Raw genomic sequence first — 20,685 nt, forward strand, 5'->3', positions numbered from 1 at the left:
GGCCGTCGCGCGGAATGCCTTGGAAACGTCGTGAAACGCCCGGGGGGCATGCCCGCATCCGGAGGCCCGGTTTGCGCGTGTTGCGGAGGTGCGAACCCCCGCGCCGGTGTCGGCCGGTTCCCGGCGCCGATGCGCCATGAGCGGGCGGCGAACAATCGAACACTGCAACAACACAGACAGAGCGCCAAGGATGGCGCCCGATCGAACAACAAGAAAGGACAACACCCATGAAGTGCCCTGACGATTTCATGTTTGGCACGGCTACGGCCTCCTACCAGATCGAAGGCGCCGTGAACGAGGGCGGGCGATGCCCGTCTATCTGGGACACCTTCTCGCACACGCCCGGACATACGCTGGGCGGCGACACCGGTGACGTGGCGACCGACTCCTACCACCGCTACAGGGAGGACATCGCGCTGCTCAAGGATCTCGGCGTCGACGCCTACCGCTTCTCCATCGCCATGCCTCGCATCATGCCGACCGAGGGCGGTCCGGTCAACGAGCAGGGCGTCGACTTCTACAGCCGTGTGGTCGACGAGCTGCTCGAGGCGGGCATCAAGCCCTGCGCCACGTTGTATCACTGGGATCTGCCGCAGTATCTGAGCGACAAGGGCGGCTGGCTGAACCGCGACACCGCCTATCGCGTGGCCGAGTACACGCGCGCGATCGCCGAGCGGCTCGGGGACCGCGTCGATACCTGGATCACGCTCAACGAGCCGTGGTGCTCCTCCTACCTGAGCTATGGCGGTACCGAGCACGCTCCCGGCACGGGCGGCGGCCCGGTCGCGTTCGAGGCGGTGCATCACCTGAACCTCGCCCACGGTCTGATGGTGCAGGAGCTGCGTGACGTGATCACCAAGCCCGAGGCGAAGGTCGCCGTCACGCTGAACCTGCAGTTCAACCGCGGCGACGCGGACGCCGTGCATCGCACCGATCTGATCGGCAACCGCGTGTTCCTCGACCCGATGCTGCGCGGCTACTATCCGGCCGAGCTGTTCACCGTTACCAAGGGCATCTGCGACTGGAGCTTCATCAAGGACGGCGATCTCGAGCAGATCCACCAGCCGATCGACCTGCTGGGCATCAACTACTACTCGACCGGGCTGGTCGCGATGAGCGACCGCCCGCAGTTCCCCCAGTCCACCGAGGCGAGCACCTTCCCCGGATGCAGCGACATCGACTGGCTGCCGACGGCCGGCCCGCACACCGAGATGGGCTGGAACATCGACCCGAACGGCCTGTACGACATGCTGGTCCGCCTGCGCAACGAGTACCCCGAGTATCCGATGTTCGTCACCGAGAACGGCATGGCGTGCGCCGACGAGCTGGTCAGCGAAACCGACCCCGCGACTGGTGAAACGGTTAAATCCGTGCATGATGCCGATCGCATCGACTACTTGACCCGCCACTTCGACGCGGCCCGCCGCGCGATGGAAGCTGGCGTGGACCTGCGCGGCTACTTCGTGTGGTCCATGCTCGACAACTTCGAGTGGGCCTTCGGCTATTCGAAGCGCTTCGGCATCACCTATGTGGACTACGCCACGCAGGAGCGCACCCCGAAGGACAGCTTCAAGTGGTACCGCAAGCTCATCGCCTCCCGCGAGTTGCCCGAGCTGTAGTGTAGTCCGGCAAAGAGCCGGCGCGCTTTGCCTCGGATCCGTCGAATACGTCCGGCTCCCCTCTGGGAGGGGAGTTGTCCGCGAAGCGGACTGAGGGGAGCGTTACCGCGGGCGTGGAGTATCTCCTCCAAAGGAAACACAAGGATATGACGACGATATGCGCGCCCGACGGGCGCATGCTGTACGGCGGGGACTACAACCCGGAGCAGTGGCCCGAGGAGATCTGGGCCGAGGACATGAGGCTGTTCAAGGAGGCCTCGATCAACGAGGTCACCCTGAACGTGTTCTCCTGGTCCACGCTGCAGCCCAACGAGGACACCTACGATTTCACGCGGCTTGACCGCATCGTCCAAACGGTGAGCGACGCGGGCATGAGCATCATCATGGCCACGTCCAACGGCGCGCTGCCCTCATGGCTGTCGCTCGCGCACCCTGACGTCGAGCGCGTCGATTTCTACGGGCGCAAGCACCGTCAGGGCGAGCGCCACGACGCTTGCCCGAACAGTCCGACGTACCGCCGTCTTTCGGCGGCGCTCGCCGGCAAGCTCGCCGAACGCTACGGGCATCTGGAGAACGTGGTCGGATGGCATGTGTCCAACGAATACGGCGGATGGTGCTACTGCGAGCGGTGCGCCGCCGCGTTCCGGCAGTGGCTCGCCGCGCGCTACGGGTCGATCGATGCGCTCAACGAGGCGTGGAACACCGCGTTCTGGAGCGGCACCTTCCATTCGTTCGACGAGATCGGTCTGCCCGATTTCGCCGGTGACGGCATCGACGGCAACCGTGCGGTGCTGCCGGGATACACGCTGGACTACAAGCGCTTCTTCGGCGAATCGATCCGCGAGGCGTACCGCATCGAGAAGGCCGCGATCCGCGAGCACGACGCCGGCACCCCCGTGACCACGAACTTCATGGGACCGTTCGACAACTACGATTACCATTCGTGGGACCAGGACCTCGATATCGCCTCGTGGGACTGCTATCCGCAGCGCGACACCAAGCCGTCGAGCACCGCGTTCTGGCACGAGCTGATCCGCGGCGTCCGCCATGGGGACCCATTCCTGCTCATGGAGCAGACGCCCAGCCGGCAGAACTGGCAGAATTTCTGCTATCTCAAGGCTCCCGGTCAGATGCGCGAGATGAGCTGGCACGCGGTGGCGCACGGTGCCGATTCGGTGCAGTTCTTCCAGCTGCGGCGCTCGCGGGGCGGCTGCGAGAAGTTCCACGGCGCGGTCATCGACATCGACGGGTCGAACCGCACACGCGTGTTCCGCGAGGTGGCCGATCTCGGCGGCGAGCTGAAGCGGGTCGGCGCGCGGCTGCTTGAATCCCGCAGCGCGGCGCGGGTGGCGGTGCTGTTCGACTTCCAGAACTGGTGGAGCCTCGAATCCTGCGTCGGCCCGACCCGCAGCCTCGATTATCTGGCCGAATGCGAGCGGTACTTCGCCGAGTTCGCGCGGCGCAACATCGCCGTCGACGTGGTGCCGGTCGGCGCGGATCTGAGCGGTTACCGGATCGTGCTTGCGCCCTGCCTGTACATGATGCGCGAGGGCTTGGCGGACCGTCTGCGCGCCTACGTGCGTGGCGGCGGGCGACTGCTGCTGACGACCATGTCGGCGCTGGTCGACGGGAACGACAATCTGTTCCAGGGCGAATGCCCGGTGCCGCTGCGCGATGTGGCCGGCGTATGGGCCGAGGAGACCGACGCGCTGCCGCCTGACATCGCCCTGCCGCTGGTCGGCGGCGCCGCCGATGACGGTGCGGCTCTTGGCTTATGCGGCATGCTGTGCGACATCATGCATCCGGATTCGGATACGCGCGTGCTGGCGCGGTATGGCGGCGACATGTTCTACGCCGGTACGCCCGCGATCACTGAGCACGTCTTCGGCGACGGTCGTTGCTGGTATGTGGGCACGATGCCGGATGAAGCCGCCGTGCGCGCCGTGGCCGACGGCATGCTCACCGGGCTGGGCCTTGCCGGGTATGACAGCCCTGAAGGCGTTGAGATCACGTCCCGCGTGGCTGCCGATGGCACGGTGTTCACCTTTGTGATCAACACCACGGCCCACGCGCAGACGGTGTCGGCGCCCTGCTCCGGTAAGGATCTGCTGGGCGAGGCTTCGGTCAAGGCCGGCGACGGTGTCGTTGTGGCCCCGTACGGCGTCATGCTGATCGCGTAGCGATCGGCGCTTTTGCCGCGCGGCGTTCCTGCGTCGCGCGTTTTTTTATTGGCGCGATCGCGCGTCCACCGCGTGGTCAAGGTTTCACGGCGCGGTCAGGGCTCCACGGCGCGGTAATCATTCCACCGCGCGGTAAACCTTCCACCGCGCGGTAAACCTTCCACCGCGTGGTGTAGAGGAATGGCGGTATTTCGCGGTTTCACCAAAACGAGTTACCGCGCCGTGGAAGTTTCGCCATGTGGTGGAATGATTGCTGTGCGGTGTTTTTCCATGGCGGCGGTGATTCTTCTGCTGCGTGGTGATCCTTCCACGGCGTGGTGATCCTTCCACGGCGTGGTAATTTCCTCACGGCGTGGTGATTGGTCCACCGCGTAGTGGCGGGGAATGGCGGTATTTCGCGGTTTTGTCAAAATGGGTTACCGCGTCGTGGGAGTTTTACCACGCGGTGGAACCTTTGCTGCGCGGTGGGTGGAAGGTTTACCGCGCGGTGGAAGGTTTGCCGCGTCATGGGGGAAGCGGGCTACGCCGTGAGAAAGCTGGACGCACCATGGGAAAGCCGGTTGTGCCGCGAGAAGTTGGTTATGCCATGGGGAAGCGTTCGCATGGAGCGGGTTCCCCGCGCGAGAACCCGCTTGCCGCACAAGAACCCCTGCGTAGCCCCCTGCACGCAGCCCCGCACGGCCCGCCTACTCCTGCATTTTCTTGAGGTTGTAGAACTTGCCGTGGCGGGCCATGAGAGCGTCGTAGGTGCCCTCCTCCACGGCCTTGCCGTGCTCCATCACCACAATGCGGTCCGCGTTGCGGATGGTGGACAACCGGTGGGCGACCAAGAATGTGGTGCATTGGCCCATCATCTTCTCGATGGCCTCCTGCACCTTCTTCTCGGAGACCGAATCCAGCGCGCTGGTGGCCTCGTCGAACACGATGATGCGCGGATGGCGGATCAGCGCGCGTGCGATCGCGATGCGCTGGCGCTGCCCGCCGGACAGCGTGCCGCCATGTTCGCCGAGCTGGGTATCGAGGCCGTTGGGCAGGGCATCGACCACGTCGTCCAAACCGATCTCGCGCACGATGCGCTCCACCTCGGTGGCGTCCACGTCGTCCAGCCCATAGGTGATGTTGTCGCGCAGCGTGCCGGAGAACAGGATGGTGTTCTGCGGCACGACGGCGATCTGGCTACGGTAGGCGTCGAGGTCCATATTGGCCAGGTCGATGCCGTCCACGGCCACCGATCCGCGTTCGGGCACGCCGAATCCGATCAGCAGCTTCAGCAGCGTCGACTTGCCCGAACCGGAATCGCCCACGAGCGCGAGCGATTGGCCGGCCGGCATGCTCAGCGAGAAATCCTTGAGCACGCGGTGGTACTCGGGGCTGTAGCGAAAATCGACATGCCGGAACTCGACGTCGCCGCGCAGCGGCCCCGGTTCCACGCGGCGGGAGTTGCGCTCGATATCGTCGGCCTGCAGGATCTCGCCGATGGACGTGACCGATTCCACGCCCTTGGTCAGCACCGGGTACAGGTTGATCAGGCTGGAGATGCTGTTGACGATCTGCCCGAAATAGGTCTGGAACAGCACGACGTCGCCGATCTGGATACGTCCGTTCAGCGCCAGATAGGAGGTGAACGCAAGGCACCCCAGCTGGAAGATCTGGAACACGACCCAGCTGGTGGCTCCGAACAGCCCGTTGACCACGTCCAGCCGCAGGCCGGTATCGTGGATGTGGTTCAGCCGCCGGCTCATGTGGTCGATTTCGACGTGCTGCAGGCCGTGCGCGCGGGTGACCGGGATCATCTCGATCATCTCGGCGACGGCCGCCTGCGTCTGTTCCATCTGATAGCGGAAGTCGTGGTTGGACTCGCGGATGGGTTTGCGGAACAGGTACATGGCGATCACGGCCGCCGGCACCGTCAGCGCGAAGAACAGCAGCACGGTTGGGCTGTGCATCGCCGTGACGACGACGGCGATGGTGATGTCGAGCACGATCAGCGGTAGGCTGCGGTAGGTCTGGTCGAGCAGCACCTCCACGTTCTCGACGTCGCGCATGACCTTGGACAGCAACCGGCCCGACTGCGTCTCGTTGTGGAACCGGATCGACAGCTGCTGCAGCTTGACCACCAGACTGCCGCGCAACTTGCGTTCGATGCTGCGGTTGACCCGCCCGAAGTGCAGCGCGTACATCCAGGTGGTGAGCACGTTCTGCAGGATGAACACCAGCGCGATCGCCAGGTTGATCCACAGCTCGCTGATCGTGTGCTGCTCGGGATAGGTGATGACGTTGATGACGTTGCTGGTGACGATGGGGATGACCCAGACCGGGGACTGCTTGGCGATCAGCCCCAGCGTGGCGATGGTCAGATCCTTGCCGCTGCCCTTGAAGAACCCGAGCAGGATGTGGACGGGATGACCTGCGTTCCTGCGGTACGTCGCGATGTACTCGGTGAACGACCACGGGGTGTCGGCCGGAATGCCCTCGGTCCAGATGTCGTCGTCGGTCTCGTAGGCGCCGCCGGTGGCGCCGAACTTCGGCTGGGCGGGCTCCGTTGCGTTCATGGACGGCATGCTCCTTGTATCGGGGTCGTACGGGTTCGGCCCGTACCGGATCGAGGCGCGCGGGGGATATGCGCCTCATCGCTGCTGTGCTTCTCCCTAGCGTACCGTGATTCGAAGCATATTGCCTAACCGTTTCAGTAAAACGGCATGTCTTGGGGCGTCATGACTGCAAAAATGGTACAGATTCAGATGATGACACGCCGTAAGCTCAGCTTGGCCGCAGCACGCCGTCAGCCGTTCGGGCCATTTCCAGCGGCGGCGAAAAGATTGAAATTCCAACGGTTTCAGGCCATATATGAAGCATGAGAAGCGAGTATTTTCTTCATTGGATGAACATTCTTGTTAACGGAGTTACTTAACCGGTTGACAAACACTCCGGCACGGTGTTATCCTGACTATCAACAACACCGATAAGGCTTGCAACTCAAGGCTTATCGGTGCTGCTCCGCACGTAAGGTCACGGCTGACTTACTGCGTCGGAAAGAGAAATCAGTACGGAATTGTTGCCGTTTTCAGTCATCGGCTGGCAAAGGAGACAGAAATGAAAGCATGGAAGAAGATCGTAGCGGCTGCCGTGGCCGGCGTGTGCGCCATCAGCATGGCCGCTTGCGGAAGCGGTTCATCTGGTGAAGCCACCGATCTGACCTACGACAAGATCGAGCTGGGCACCACCGGCAAGGACATCAAAACCACCATCAACCTGTTCAGCCACCGCACCGATATGCTGCAGGACTCCTACAACGGCACCACCTGGGCCCAGTACATCAAGGAATTCAACAAGCTGTACCCGAACATCACGGTCAAGGTCGAGGGCGGCACCAACTACGGCGACGCGGCGCTCACCCGCCTGCAGGGCGGCGACTGGGGCGACATGATGATGATCCCGACCGTCGACGCCTCCGAGCTGCAGAACTACTTCCTGCCGTTCGGCACCGTCGACAACCTGAAGGACGAAGTGCACTACGTGTACGCCCAGCAGTACGACGGCAACGTGTACGGCATCTCCTCCACCGGCAACGCCGTCGGCATCGTTTACAACCAGAAGGTCTTCAAGGACGCCGGCATCACCGAGCTGCCGAAGACCCCGGACGAGTTCATCTCCGACCTCAAGCTCATCAAGGACAAGACCGACGCCACCCCGCTGTACACCAACTACGCGGCCGGCTGGACCATGGGCGCTTGGGACGCCTACATCGGCGGCACCGCCACCGGCGACGCCAAGTACATGAACCAGGAGCTGCTGCACACCGAGGACCCGTTCTCCGATCCGGGCGACGGCACCCACGCCTACAACGTGTACAAGATCCTCTACGACGCCGTGTCCGACGGCCTGATCGAGGACGACTTCTCCACCACCGACTGGGAAGGCTCCAAGTCGCAGATGAACTCCGGCAAGATCGCCACGATGGTGCTCGGCTCCTGGGCCGTCTCCCAGATCAAGAGCGTGGGCGAGAACGCCGATGACATCGGCTACATGCCGTTCCCGATCTCCGTCGACGGCAAGCAGTACACCTCCTCCTCCGCCGACTACGCCTACGGCATCAACAAGGACTCCTCCAAGGAGAACCAGGAAGCCTCGATGATCTTCGTCAAGTGGATGACCGAGAAGTCCAACTTCTCCATCAACGAGGGCGGCCTGCCGGTCGCCAAGAGCCAGGACGGCGAGCTGCCGGACGTCTACTCCGAGTTCAAGGATGTCACCTTCGTCGAGGATGAGCCCGCCGTCAAGGGCGAGGAGGATCTGTTCAACGACCTCAACTCCGACTCCGAGCTCAACATCAACGCCTCCGGCGACGCCCGCGTCCAGTCCATCGTCGAGAACGCGGCCAACAAGACCAAGTCCTACGACGACCTGGTCAAGGAGTGGAACGAGAAGTGGAACGCCGCGCTGAAGACCGAGAACTCCGAGGTCAAGTACACCACGGTCGTCAAGTAAGCCCCACCGCTTCATCCGCAATCGTCACGGTCGGGCAGTCGTCAGCAACATGCCGGTGGCTGCCCGCACCCGTTCCGCATAACAATCAATCCGCATGACCCGCCCGGCGCATGACAGCGCCGGCGTGGTGGAAACCACCGAGGAGAAGGATCCATGACCTCGTCAGCAGCGGGAACGGCAGTCGCCGAGATTCCCGAAAACATTCAGCCAAGGAATTGGCGCAAGACAGGGATTATCGTCGCGTTTTCCGCGATTCCGCTCGCCCTGCTCGTCTTCTTCACCTACCTGCCGTTCTTCAACATGGTGGGCTACTCGTTCTACAAGATGAAGTACATCGGCACCCCGAAGTGGATCGGCCTGCAGAACTACATCGAGGTCTTCACCCGCCCGGACACCCTGTCCTCCCTCAAGCTCAGCCTCTACTACATGGCCGGCGCCCTGATCCAGGTGGCCATCGCGCTGTACCTGTCCACGATGCTCGCGTTCAAAGTGCGCGGCGGCGGCTTCTTCAAGGCCGTGTACTTCTTCCCCTACCTCATCAACGGCATCGCGGTCGGCTTCATCTTCAAGTTCTTCTACACTCGCGGCTACGTGTTCGACACCGTGCTGCAATGGTGCGGATTCCAGCTCGACAACCTGCCCTACTGGCTCAAGGACCAGAGCATCAACAACTGGGCGCTGGTCGGCGCCTCCATCTGGCGCTATCTCGGCCAGAACGTGATCCTGTTCATCGGCGCCATCATGTCGGTCGACAAGACCCTGTACGAGGCCGCCGAGATCGACGGCGCCAACAAGTGGCAGCAGTTCAAGCACATCATCCTGCCGGGCATCCAGACGATCCTCGTGCTCAACATCATCCTGTCGATCACCGGTTCGCTCTCCGCCTTCGAAGGCCCGTACGTGATCACCACCGGTGCGAACGGCACCGCGACCTACTTCGTGCTCATGGACCAGCTGGCCCACGGCAGCCAGAAGGTCGGCCTCGCCTCCGCCATGGCGGTGGTATTGCTGGCGATCATCCTGGTATGCGCCATGCTCCAGCAACTGTTCTTCAAGTATGTGTTCCGCGATGCCGACGACGGCGTCGCCAAGGCCAAGAAGAAGGCCGCGAAGGCCGAGCGCCAGCGCCGCAAGATGGCGCTGAAGAACGCCCCGATCATTCGCAACGGCTCCCGTAACTCCAAGGAAAAGGCGGTGGCATGATGACTGACGTCGTCGCGCAGGCCAAGGCGCGCAGCATGGCGCGCAGTGGTTCATTCTGGTACAAGTTCAAGAACGGCCTGCTGGTGGCCTTCAAGTACATCTCGCTCATCTTCGTGGCGTTCTGGATGGTCGTCCCGCTGGTCAGCTGCTTCGTGACCGCGGCCAAGACCACCAAGGAATACCAGAGCACCTCCGTCATGCACATGCCGGAGAACTGGTTCAACTTCAGCAACTACGTGCAGGCGTTCAAGTCATCCAACATGGCCGTCGCCTTCCGCAACTCCTTCGTTGTTCTGGTCGTCGTGCTGATCATCACCACGTTCATCGGCACCATGCTGGCCTACGTGCTGAGCCGCTTCACCTTCCCGGGCAACGCGATCATCCGCGGCCTGTTCACCGTCGCCGCGCTGCTGCCGGGCATCGCGATGCAGGTCCCGATGTACAAGATGATGGTGCAGATGCACGCGGTCAACACGATGTGGGGCTACATCCTCATGATGTGCGGCACCGACGTCATCTCGATCTACGTGTTCATCCAGTACTTCGAGAACATCTCCACCTCGCTCGACGAGGCGGCCATCATGGACGGCGCCTCCTACTGGACCATCTACTCGCGCATCCTGCTGCCGCTGCTCAAGCCGGCCATCGTCACCTGCATGATCCTCAAGGGCGTCGGCGTGTACAACGAGTACTACGCCTCGAACCTGTACCTGCAGAAGGAAAGCCTGAAGACGGTCGCCATCGCGCTGTACTCGTTCACCGGCCCGATGGGCAGCCAGTACAACCTGATCTGCGCCGGCGTGATCATCACGCTGCTGCCGATGCTGATCCTGTTCCTGATCTTCCAGAAGCAGATCTACAACGGCGTCGCCGCTGGCGCCGTCAAGGAGTAAGCCCGTGCGGCCGGCTCCCCTCCTGGACGAGGGGAGCCGCCGTCATATCCGACCGGATTCCGATCGCGGGCATCGCGCTGATGTTCCCACCGCCGAACAGCCCGCAACGACACAAGGACATATCATCATGACCCACACACCGAACACCTTCACCTCTCTCACCGAGGGCTGGACGGTCCGTGCGCTCAACCCGCAGGTCGCTCCCGAACCGCTGCGCGACGCGATCGCCGACGGCATTCCCGCCACCGTGCCGGGCGAGGTCACGCTCGACCTGCTCAACGCCGGCCTCATCGACGAGCCCTTCGACGGCGACAACGAGAACCGCCAGCAGTGGATCGGCGACGTCGACTGGCAGTTCGAGACCACGTTCGAATGGCATGCCGACGGCAAACCCCGCCACGACCTGGTCGCCTACGGCCTCGACACCGTCGCCACCGTGCAGCTCAACGACCAGTTCGTCGGCTTCGCCCAGAACTACCACCGCTCCTACCGCTGGGACGCGCGCGGCCAGCTGCGCGACGGCCTGAACACCCTCACCGTCACCTTCGCCTCCTCCGTGCGCGAGTCCGACCGCCGCGAGCAGGAGCTGGGCTACTATCCGCACACCGAGCACCACGCGTTCAACCAGCTGCGCAAGCCCTCCTACCAGTTCGGCTGGGACTGGGGCATCGACGTGGCCAACGCCGGCATGTGGCGCGAGATCGGCATCGACTCCTGGTCCGGCGTCCGCCTAGCCGCGGTGCGCCCGCTGGTCAGCGTACTGGGCGACGGCACGACCGGCGTGCTCACCACCACGGTGGAGATCGAGCGCGAGGGCGAAGGCCGCGTGATGACCTCGGCCGACGCGCATACGCAGCAGAAGCCGACGCCCGTCAGCGTCACCCTGACCGGCCACGGCACCGACGTCACCGTCGAGGGTGAGGTCGAGTACGGCCGCAACACCGCGACGATCATCACCGTGGTGCCGAACGCGCAGCTGTGGTGGCCGCTCGGCTACGGCGATCAGCCGTTGTACGACGTGACCGTGAAGGCCGGCGGTGAGTCCGTGCCGGCCGAGGACGGCGTGTGGTCCGGCCGCGTCGGTTTCCGCACCGTGCACGTCGACACGCGCGCCGACGAGGTCGGCCGCCCGTTCCAGATCTACGTGAACGGCGTGCCCGTGCACGCCCGCGGCTACAACTGGGTGCCGATCGACGCGTTCCTGAGCCGCGGCGACAAGGCGTTCTACGCCGCGCGGTTCGCCGACCTGGTCGAGTCCAACTCGAATATGGTGCGCGCCTGGGGCGGCAGCATCTACGAGTCCGACGAGTTCTACGATCTGGCCGACGAGCTCGGCGTGATGGTCTGGCAGGACTTCATGCTGGCCTGCGCCGCCTACCCCGAGGACTCCGCGACCAAGGCCGAGATCGAGGCCGAGGCCCGCGAGCACATCACCCGCCTGAGCTCGCACCCGAGCCTGACCGTGTGGAACGGCTCCAACGAGAACTACGTCGCCTACTCCGAGTGGGGCGGGTTCAAGCAGGCGCTGCGCGACGACGACAAGCCGGCCAACGAGTACGGCTACGGCGAGAAGGGCTGGGGCGACTACTACTACGCCGACCTGTTCCCGAAGCTGCTGGCCGAGCTCGACCCGACGCACGCCTACCTGCCGAGCTCCCCGATGAGCTTCACCAAGTTCGTGGACGCCAACAAGGACGTCGACGGCACCATGCACATCTGGGACGTGTGGAACCGCGTGGATTACCGCACCTACGCCGACTACACGCCGCGCTTCGCCGACGAGTTCGGCTACCAGGCGCCGCCCGCGTTCAGCACGCTCACCCGCGTGGTGCACGACGAGCAGCTCGAGCCGTTCGGCAAGCAGATGCTGGTGCATCAGAAGGCCATGGGCGGCAACTACAAGCTGGCCCGTGGCATGCGCTCGCACCTGACCCCGGGCGACATCGACGACGTGAGCTACAACGCCGACGGCACCCGCAACTGGCTGATCCCCACCGACAACTGGGATTCGATCGAGGACTGGCACTGGGCGTGCCAGCTGCAGCAGGCGCATGCGATGCGCTTCGGCGTCGAGCACATGCGCTCGCTCGAGCCGATCAACGCCGGCGCACTGATCTGGCAGCTCAACGACGACTGGCCCGTCGTCTCGTGGGCGGCGGTCGACTACTACGGCCATCGCAAGCCGATGTGGTACGCCTCGCGCGACTTCTTCGCGCCGCGCCTGGCCACGATCCAGCCGCGCGTCTCCGACAAGGCCCGCGAGGACAAGAGCTGGGAAGGCAAGCGCGTGGCCGCGGACCACCTGGCGCTGGTCGTGCTCAACGACACCCGCGAGGGCTGGAACGGGTCCTGGACCGTCGAGCGCCGCACGCTCGCCGGCGACGTGCTCGCCACGCAGACCTTCGACGTGATGCTCGGCCCGGTCGACCATGCCGAGCTGGCGCTCGACGCCGCCGTCGCTGGGTTCGGCGACCCGAACGGCGAGATCATCGTCGCCACGCCATCCGACGCGGCGTTCGCCCGCGCGGTCTACAACGGGGCGGAGGTCATCGACCAGCAGCTCGACCGTGCGCCGCTCGCGGCGTCGGCGACCGCCGTGGACGGCGGCTACGAGCTGACCGTGACGGCCAAGGCCTATGCGCGTGACGTGTTCTGCATGGTCGATAAGGTCGATCAGGACGCCCGCATCAGCGGCGGCATGGTCACCCTGCTGCCCGGCGAGTCGGTGACCTGGCGCATCGCGTCCGGCGCCGCCGTCGATCCCGCGGCGTTCGCGGCCGCGAACGTGCTGCGCTGCGCCAACGATCTCAAGCGCTGAACCGCTACGGCCCGTTGACGGATATCATTAGAATGATATCCGTCAACGGGCCGTGCTGAATCGCTTGACGAACCCAGAAACTGAGGACTGAAGGAGGGGACTGCGTTGAAGTCGAAGATGACCATCGCCGACGTGGCCAAGGCCGCCGGAGTATCCAGCAGCGCCGTTTCCTATGCTCTGAACGGCAAACCCGGCGTGTCCGAAAAAACGCGCGACAAGGTGCTGCAGGTGGCTGAGCAGATGGGCTGGAAGCCCAACAGCGCCGCCAAGGCGCTGTCCGACGCCAGCACGCATTCCATCGGATTGATCCTGACGTACGACACCGACGTGCTGTCCGTCGAGTCCTACACCATGGAGCTCATCGCCGGCCTGACCGCCGTGTTCGAGGCGCAGGGCTATTCGCTGCTGCTGCGCTCGTCCTCGAACCGCCAGCACGAGGTCAGCATCATGAAGGAGTGGATCGCCACCGGCGCGGTGGATGCGCTGCTGATGCTGAACGTCGAACTGAGCGACCCGCGCGTGGCGCTGCTCAAGCAGTACCCCAAGTTCCCGGTGCTGATGCTGTGTTCCGTGGAGATGTCCGACGGCATGACCGCCTTGTCCGACAACGAAAAGGGCGCGGCGCACCTCATCGTCGACTACTGCTACGAGCTGGGCCACCGGCATATCGCCCGCGTGGCCGGCCCGGAGATGATGGGGCACACCTTCGTGCGCGACAACGCCTTCCTCGACGAGACCTCGGAGCTGAATCTGCGTTACAACTGCCTGCATACGGACTACTCGCCGGCCGCGGGCCGCCGCAGCGTGGAACGGCTGCTGTCCCTGCCGAACCCGCCGACCGCCATCGTGTGCGATAACGACGTCATGGCGCTGGCCGCGATCAGAACCGCGCGCAGGCTGGGATTCAAGGTTCCGGAGGACCTGTCGATCATCTCGTGGGACGATTCGTTCATGTGCGAGATCAACGAGCCGAGCGTGACCGCGCTGAACCGCAACGTCGTGGGGCGAGGCAAGCGCGCCGCCCGCATGCTGATCGACATGGCCGAAGGGCGGCCGGTCGACTCCTATGTGGAGGACGACTACGAGCTGATCTTCCGCGATTCCAGCGGTCCGATCGACCCCAAGGAGTGATTTCCGGAGTTTCGGAACCGTGCCATCCGTATATGGTGATGCCCCGCCCGATACGAGCGGGGCATCACCATATTGGCTACTCGGCGTTGTCTGGTTCGGCTGCCTCGGCGGGCTTGGCCGGCAGGGCGATGATGCCGGACTGGAGCATCAGATGGATGACCAGCCATGCGCTGGCCGCGGTGAAAAGCAACGCCCAGAAGAAGACCGCCGGGAACAGGCCGCCAGGCACGAACACGGCGATCGCGAAGGGCAAAGCGTTGAGGACCAGAATCTCCAGCGCGACCACCGGGTATCGCAACGCCACGGCGAAGGACTGCCTGATCTGCGCGCCGACGGTCAGCTTGCTGCGCGAGGTCAGCGGGAACACGAATCCGGCGCCGGCCACCACCACGATGGCGATGGCGATGATGACGCCGTACGCCAGCGAGGCCATGCTGACGTTCGTCTCCTGCTTGGTCAGATACCACAGATCGAAGGTGGCCAGCGCGGCGAATGCCGCAGCGATCGCCTCCAGCGCCAGCGAAACGCCGAAGCGACGCGTGAAGGCGTGGCCGAACTGCTTGAGCACATGCGCGTCGCGGCCCTCGTGCATCGCCCGCACCACCTCGTACATCGCCGCGGTCGAAGCGCCGATGGTGACGATGGGAATGCAGCACACCGCCCACGCGACGTTGACCATGGCCAGATCGCCGATGCGCGACATGAAAGCGTTGAATGGATTGTCCTGTTTGAAGATCTGCATGGGGTTCCTTGGGGTTGCTGGGGGTGTGAGGGACCGGGACTGATGGGTTTGGCGTATGCCATCGGCCCGCGCGGTCGTGGTCATGCGCGGGCGTGGTCATTCGGTGAGGAACGTGACCAGGCGTTGCGCGTTGCCGGTGTTGTGGGAGTCCTGCGCCAGCCCGATGAGCGCCGTGTCGTCCGCCGACCGCAGCGCGGTCCAGGCCGGTGCGTCGGCGAGTTTCAGGCCGTACGGCTTGGAGCCGCCTTTGCCCGATCCGTCGTAGTCGATGTCGGTGTCGTTGGCGTCGTTGAATCCGCGGAAGTCGGCGAATGCGCCGGACAGGGCCTTGCGCTGCCGCTCGGTGAGCGACCGGCTCAGCGAACGCATGTAGCCGTAGCCGGCCAGGGTCTCGAAATCGTCCGGGGCGGCGATGATCGCGTCGATCTCGTCGTTGGACAGCATGGTCTGCAGCTTGGTCAGACCGGACTCTTTGAGGTTGAAGTTGGCGTCGATGGCGACCCCGCCTTCGCGGCCTTCGGGCAGATTAAGCGCTTCGGATACGCTCGTCTGCAGGGTGGCCGCATCCTGTTCGCTCAGGGCGCTATTGATGACCGCGACATAGAGCTGCGGGGCCGGCGTAGGAGTGAGGATCTGCACCGCGAGATAGGTGACGACGATGATGGCCGCGATGGCCGCCGCCACACGGGCGAGCAGCTGGTCGCGGAAATATCCCCATTTCTGGTCGCGCGGCAACGCCAAAAGCGTGGCGAGGCGCGATTTTCCGCGGTATTCGCTGGTGTCGGCAAGGGTGCGTATGGCCTGCGCCTGGCGGTCGTCGATGGTGCCTCCGCCTCGCTGAGGGCCGTCATGCGATGATCGCGTCATAGCCGTTCGCCTCCTTGCCGTATGTGATGTATTTCAGTATAACGCAGAAATCGCATGTTTCTTAACCGATTAAGGTATAGTGTTGCATGGCATACGATGTTGTACGACATAAGGAGCGACAATGAAGTTCACGGATGGCTACTGGTGCGTCCGCCCGCATGTGCAGCGCGCGGCGAGCGAGGAGACGTATCGCATCGAAACCAGGCGGCATGCGCAGGGTGGCCCGCGGTCCGCGCTGCGGGCGCTGGTTCCCTCGACCCGTATCCTGTCGGTCGGCCATACCATGAACCTCGCCTCGTTCACCATCACGGTGTCGTCGCCGATGGAGGGCGTTGCGCGGGTGAACATCGAGCGTTGGCGCGGCGAATCCACCGGTCAGGGCTTCCCGATCGTCCCCGGCAACGGCGTGTCCGCCGGCGAGGCGTCCGTCGACGGGGAGACGGGCGACGGCGCCTTCGTCACCGGCGATCTCAAGGTGGCCATCGCCAAGGGCGCCCCCTTCTCCATGCGCTTCCTCGCGGTCGGCGAGGACGGCGGCGAAACCGTGCTCACCGCGGCGCAGGGCCGGGCCATCGCGCACTTCACCTTGGACGAGCTGGCGCCGGTGCCCAGCGAGCCGGTCGGCGAGTTCGGTGCCAGCGAGAGCGGCCGCGCCTTCGACGAATCGGACCGCTACATGCGCGTGCAGCTGGGGTTGGGCGTCGGCGAGAACGTCTACGGATTCGGCGAGCACTTCGGGCCGCTCGTCAAGAACGGCCAGACCGTCGACATCTGGAACGCCGACGGCGGCACCCAGAGCGAGCAGGCCTACAAGAACGTGCCGTTCTACCTGACCAACAAGGGGTATGGCGTGCTGGTCAACCATCGCGGGCACGTCTCGTTCGAGGTCGGCACCGAGAACGCCGCAGCGGTGCAGTTCTCCGTGCCCGGCGAGTCGATCGAGTTCTTCGTCATCGGGGGCGGCGATCCCAAAACCATACTGGACCGCTACACCGCGCTGACCGGCCGCCCGCCGATCGTGCCGGAATGGAGCTATGGCCTGTGGCTGTCCACCTCGTTCACCACGGATTACGACGAGAAGACCGTCACCGAGATGGTGAGCCGCATGAACGAGCTCGACATCCCGCTCAGCGTGTTCCACTACGATTGCTTCTGGATGAAGCCGTTCCAGCTGTGCGACTTCACCTGGGACGAGGACCATTTCCCCGACCCCGAGGGGATGCTCGGCAGGCTGCACCGCGAGTTCGGCCTGCACATCAGCGTGTGGACGAATCCGTACATCGGCCAGGAGACGCCGGTGTACGACGAGGCCGCCGCTGCCGGCTACCTGCTCAAGCGCACGGACGGCAAGGTGTGGCGCACCGACATGTGGGAATCGGGCATGGGCATCATCGACGTGACCAACCCCGAGGCCCGCGCGTGGTACAAGGGCAAGATCAAGGGGCTGCTGCGCCAGGGCGTGGACGCCATCAAGACCGACTTCGGCGAGCGCATCCCCTCGCGCGGCGTGCGGTGGTATGACGGCACCGATCCGGCGCTCATGCACAACTGGTTCACCGAACTGTACAACCGCATCGTTTTCGAGGCCATCGAGGAGGAGCGCGGCGAAGGCGAAGCGGTGCTCTACGCGCGTTCGGCCACGGTCGGAGGCCAGATGCAGCCCGTGCACTGGGGCGGCGACTGCGAATCCACCTTCGAGGCCATGGCGCAGAGCCTGCGCGGCGGGCTGTCGCTGCTGAGCTCCGGCTTCGGCTACTGGAGCCACGACATCGGCGGGTTCGAGGACACCGTGCCCGATTCCAACGTCTACAAGCGATGGGTGGCGTTCGGCCTGCTCAGCTCCCACTCCCGTCTGCACGGTTCGCGCCTGTACCGCGTGCCGTGGCTGTTCGACGACTGGGACCGCGAGCACGGCGTCGAGATTCCGGTCGGGCAGAGCGCCGTGGAGGTGCTGCGCGAATTCGCCGCGCTCAAGCGCAGGCTGACCCCGTATATCGTGCGCGCCGGCAAGGAGGCCCACGAGCACGGCACGCCGATCATGCGGCCGATGCTCATGGAGTTCCCCGACGACCCGGCTGCCTGGCAGCTGGACCGCCAGTACATGTTCGGCCCGGATCTGCTGGTGGCTCCCGTGTTCTCGCGCGAGGGCGACGTCGAGTACTACCTGCCGGCCGGCAAGTGGACGAACTGGTTCACCGGCGAGACGGTCGAGCCGTCCGGCGCCGGGGTGTGGCGCCGCGAACGCCACGTCGGCTTCGACTACGTGCCCCTGTGGATCCGCGGCGACGCCCGGTTCGAGCAGTGACGCGCCGCGACGGCACGCCATCCGTATACGTATCGTGAAAGGACGACACTGATGTTTGACCAAGGACCGCATGTTGTACTGCGCCGCGACGGCGTCTGTCTGATCCTCAAGGCCCCCGACGGCGACATGCCGCAGGTGGAGTACTGGGGACGCGATTTTCTTGCGGGCGCTGTGGACGCCACGCATGCCGCCGACCTAGCCGATCTCGCCCACGTCGACGGCGTCAATGGCGCCGGCGCCGCGCTGGACGAATCGGCGCTCGCGGCGCTGGATGCGATGACGCTCAAGGACACCCCGCCGAACAAGCCTGACGCGGCATGGCGCCCGTCGCTGCTGCCGCAGGGCGCTGAGGGCTGGGCCGGCCGTGCCGGTCTCGAATGCGCGCGCGGAGGCCGGCCGGTCTACGCCCGCTGGACCGGTACGTCCGTGAGCGCCGCGGCCGACGGCCATGCGCTGAGCATCACGGCCGAGGACGCGGTCAACGCGATCCGGCTGGAATCGACCATCGCCCTCCAGCCCGGAGGATTGGTCGTCATCCGCCACACCGTCACCAACACGGCCGACGGATCGACCGCGAACGGCGGCGAACCGCTGTCGGTCAGCTGGCTCGACGCCACGCTGCCGTGCCCCAAACGCGTGGACACGCTCACCCAGTTCACCGGCCGCTGGCCGCTCGAAAAGCAGCCGGCCACCGGCCCGCTGCCGGTCGGATCGGTCACCCGCGACTGCCGCCGAGGCAAGACCGGGCACGAATCCCCGTGGATGTTCATCGCATCCATCGGCGAACCGCGATTCGGCAGCGGTGACATCTGGTCCTGCCACCTCGCATGGAGCGGCAACCAGACCTACCGCAGCGACAATCTACCGGCCCACGAACCGCTTATCGGCGCCGGCGAGCTTATCGGCCCCGGCGAGATCCGCCTTGCGGCCGGCGAATCGTATGCCACGCCGGAAATCTGCTTCGCCTACTCCGACCGCGGCCTCGACGGCATCGCCGCACGATTCCACGACTGGCTGCGCTCGCTGCCGGGCCGCGTGGACCCCGCCGCCAAGCCGCGGCCGTTCACGCTCAACACCTGGGAGGCCGTGTACTTCGACCACGATGAGGTCACGCTCAAGCGGCTCGCCGACCGTGCGGCTTCGGTCGGCGTGGAGCGTTTCGTGCTCGACGATGGCTGGTTCCACGAACGCCGCGACGACACCAAGGGGCTGGGCGATTGGTGGGTCGACCCGGAAGTCTGGCCCAACGGCCTCGACGGGCTGGCCTCGCACGTCCATGGCCTCGGCATGGAGTTCGGCCTGTGGTTCGAGCCGGAGATGGTCAATCTCGACTCCGACCTGGCCCGCGAGCGCCCCGAGTGGATCCTCGCCGCGCCCGAAGCCGTGCCGTACCGGGAGGATCTGTCCTACCGCGCGCAGTACGTGCTCGATCTGGTCAATCCGGACGCCTACCGGCATGTGTACGGCCAGATGGCCGAGCTCGTCGGGCGGCTCGGCGTGGACTACATCAAATGGGAGCACAACCGCGAGGTGACCGAGCCGATGCACGACGGCCGCTTCGGCCTGCACGAGCAGACCGAAGCGTGCTACCGCCTGTTCGACGATCTCAAGGCGCAATTCCCCGGTCTGGAGATCGAAAGCTGCTCCTCGGGCGGCGCGCGCACCGACGCCGGCATCCTGCAGCACGCCGATCGCATCTGGCCTCCGACTCCAACGATCCGCGCGACCGCGTCGACATCCAGCGGTGGACCGAACTTATCGTGCCTCCGGAGATGATCGGCGCGCATGTCGGTCCTTCGCCGGCGCACTCCACGGCCCGGGCCACCGGCCTGAGCTACCGCGCCGCGATCTCGCTGGAGGGCTGCTCCGGTTTCGAGTGGAACATCCTGGAATGCACGGACGAGGAACTGGCCGTGCTGAAATCGTTCGTGGCGCTGTACAAGGAGCTGCGCGGGCTGCTGCACACCGGCCGCGTGATGCACGCCGACTTCAAGGATCCCTCGCTGCGGGCCCGCGGCGTGGTGAACGCGGAACGCACCCACGCCGTGTGGGTGGTCGCCACCGTCGACAACATCCGTGACTGGCTGGCCGAGCGGCTGCCCGTCACCGGTCTCGATTCCGATCGCACCTACCGCGTGCGGATGCGCGGCGAGATCGGCGAATCGCACTGGGGGTGGGTCACCCCTCAGTGGCTCACCGCGGCCCAGTCCGACGGCGGCTTCGTGGTTCCCGGCCGGCTGCTTGCCAACATCGGGCTGCAGCTGCCCAACCTGTGGCCGATGCAGGCCATCGTGCTGGAGTTCGAAGCGCTCTGAGCGCATCCCCGTTTCCCGGCTCTCTTTTTTGAGACTGAGCCGGGAAAAGGGGGAGCCAGGCATAGTAGGAGAATTCATGGCGCGGGGCACTGGGGGACACGAACATTCAGCAACGATCCGTCAT

12 protein-coding genes and 1 pseudogene are annotated in these 20,685 nt (G+C 64.9%); 10 read left to right on the top strand and 3 right to left on the bottom strand.

What is annotated here, in order from left to right:
* Positions 1-227 precede the first annotated feature (227 nt).
* A complete protein-coding gene (locus tag BBSC_RS00735) occupies positions 228-1,619 on the top strand; it encodes a GH1 family beta-glucosidase (protein WP_033516835.1) in 1,392 nt (463 codons plus the stop codon).
* 146 nt (positions 1,620-1,765) lie between these two features.
* Positions 1,766-3,799 (top strand): beta-galactosidase, encoded by a 2,034-nt coding sequence (locus BBSC_RS00740; protein WP_033516834.1) that lies wholly within the window; start codon positions 1,766-1,768, stop codon positions 3,797-3,799.
* A 686-nt stretch (positions 3,800-4,485) separates the two neighbouring features.
* Here the strand turns inward: BBSC_RS00740 and BBSC_RS00745 are convergent.
* A complete protein-coding gene (locus BBSC_RS00745; RefSeq protein ID WP_081892973.1) occupies positions 4,486-6,351 on the bottom strand; it encodes an ABC transporter ATP-binding protein in 1,866 nt (621 codons plus the stop codon).
* Between the two features lie 541 nt (positions 6,352-6,892).
* Here BBSC_RS00745 and BBSC_RS00750 point away from each other — a divergent pair.
* The 5 genes from BBSC_RS00750 to BBSC_RS00770 all read left to right on the top strand — a co-directional run bounded on the left by BBSC_RS00750 (position 6,893) and on the right by BBSC_RS00770 (position 14,332).
* Complete coding sequence (locus tag BBSC_RS00750) at positions 6,893-8,287, top strand: ABC transporter substrate-binding protein (protein WP_033516833.1); 1,395 nt, start codon at positions 6,893-6,895, stop codon at positions 8,285-8,287.
* Between the two features lie 153 nt (positions 8,288-8,440).
* Entirely contained in the window at positions 8,441-9,490 is a 1,050-nt protein-coding gene (locus BBSC_RS00755; RefSeq protein ID WP_033516831.1) for a carbohydrate ABC transporter permease, read from the top strand.
* On the top strand, positions 9,487-10,383 hold the full coding sequence (locus BBSC_RS00760; RefSeq protein WP_081892972.1) for a carbohydrate ABC transporter permease: 897 nt from the start codon (positions 9,487-9,489) through the stop codon (positions 10,381-10,383). Before BBSC_RS00755 ends, BBSC_RS00760 begins: the two co-directional genes overlap by 4 nt.
* A gap of 127 nt (positions 10,384-10,510) precedes the next feature.
* The gene (locus BBSC_RS00765) at positions 10,511-13,201 is read left to right on the top strand and encodes a glycoside hydrolase family 2 protein (RefSeq protein ID WP_033516829.1); all 2,691 of its coding nucleotides are present in this window, start codon (positions 10,511-10,513) and stop codon (positions 13,199-13,201) included.
* 117 nt (positions 13,202-13,318) lie between these two features.
* A complete protein-coding gene (locus tag BBSC_RS00770) occupies positions 13,319-14,332 on the top strand; it encodes a LacI family DNA-binding transcriptional regulator (protein ID WP_033516895.1) in 1,014 nt (337 codons plus the stop codon).
* 76 nt (positions 14,333-14,408) lie between these two features.
* Here BBSC_RS00770 and BBSC_RS00775 read toward each other — a convergent pair whose 3' ends face one another.
* On the bottom strand, positions 14,409-15,074 hold the full coding sequence (locus BBSC_RS00775) for a YesL family protein (protein ID WP_046726162.1): 666 nt from the start codon (positions 15,072-15,074) through the stop codon (positions 14,409-14,411).
* Positions 15,075-15,170: 96 nt separating this feature from the next.
* Positions 15,171-15,941: a hypothetical protein gene (locus BBSC_RS00780; protein WP_046726161.1), complete on the bottom strand. Its 771-nt coding sequence runs from the start codon at positions 15,939-15,941 to the stop codon at positions 15,171-15,173.
* Between the two features lie 121 nt (positions 15,942-16,062).
* On the opposite strand from BBSC_RS00780, the gene yicI reads away from it, so the two are divergent.
* From yicI to BBSC_RS14115, 3 genes and pseudogenes are all read left to right on the top strand, one after another.
* Positions 16,063-18,246 (top strand): alpha-xylosidase, encoded by a 2,184-nt coding sequence (gene yicI / locus BBSC_RS00785; RefSeq protein WP_051923211.1) that lies wholly within the window; start codon positions 16,063-16,065, stop codon positions 18,244-18,246.
* Positions 18,247-18,372: 126 nt separating this feature from the next.
* A pseudogene (locus BBSC_RS00790) lies at positions 18,373-20,156 on the top strand (alpha-galactosidase); the annotation flags it as partial.
* Between the two features lie 66 nt (positions 20,157-20,222).
* Positions 20,223-20,561, top strand: a complete 339-nt coding sequence (locus tag BBSC_RS14115; RefSeq protein WP_231862255.1) for a GH36 C-terminal domain-containing protein — start codon at positions 20,223-20,225, stop codon at positions 20,559-20,561.
* Positions 20,562-20,685: the final 124 nt, after the last annotated feature.

This window comes from Bifidobacterium scardovii JCM 12489 = DSM 13734 (assembly GCF_001042635.1).
GTDB classification, from domain to species: domain Bacteria; phylum Actinomycetota; class Actinomycetes; order Actinomycetales; family Bifidobacteriaceae; genus Bifidobacterium; species Bifidobacterium scardovii.

Coding starts and splice junctions, on each gene's coding strand:
- BBSC_RS00770 (WP_033516895.1), top strand. CDS start 13,319: ATGACCATCGCCGACGTGGCCAAGGCCGCCGGAGTATCCAGCAGCGCC.
- BBSC_RS00780 (WP_046726161.1), bottom strand. CDS start 15,941: ATGACGCGATCATCGCATGACGGCCCTCAGCGAGGCGGAGGCACCATC.
- BBSC_RS00740 (WP_033516834.1), top strand. CDS start 1,766: ATGACGACGATATGCGCGCCCGACGGGCGCATGCTGTACGGCGGGGAC.
- BBSC_RS00775 (WP_046726162.1), bottom strand. CDS start 15,074: ATGCAGATCTTCAAACAGGACAATCCATTCAACGCTTTCATGTCGCGC.
- yicI (WP_051923211.1), top strand. CDS start 16,063: ATGAAGTTCACGGATGGCTACTGGTGCGTCCGCCCGCATGTGCAGCGC.
- BBSC_RS00765 (WP_033516829.1), top strand. CDS start 10,511: ATGACCCACACACCGAACACCTTCACCTCTCTCACCGAGGGCTGGACG.
- BBSC_RS00745 (WP_081892973.1), bottom strand. CDS start 6,351: ATGAACGCAACGGAGCCCGCCCAGCCGAAGTTCGGCGCCACCGGCGGC.
- BBSC_RS14115 (WP_231862255.1), top strand. CDS start 20,223: ATGCACGCCGACTTCAAGGATCCCTCGCTGCGGGCCCGCGGCGTGGTG.
- BBSC_RS00735 (WP_033516835.1), top strand. CDS start 228: ATGAAGTGCCCTGACGATTTCATGTTTGGCACGGCTACGGCCTCCTAC.
- BBSC_RS00755 (WP_033516831.1), top strand. CDS start 8,441: ATGACCTCGTCAGCAGCGGGAACGGCAGTCGCCGAGATTCCCGAAAAC.
- BBSC_RS00760 (WP_081892972.1), top strand. CDS start 9,487: ATGATGACTGACGTCGTCGCGCAGGCCAAGGCGCGCAGCATGGCGCGC.
- BBSC_RS00750 (WP_033516833.1), top strand. CDS start 6,893: ATGAAAGCATGGAAGAAGATCGTAGCGGCTGCCGTGGCCGGCGTGTGC.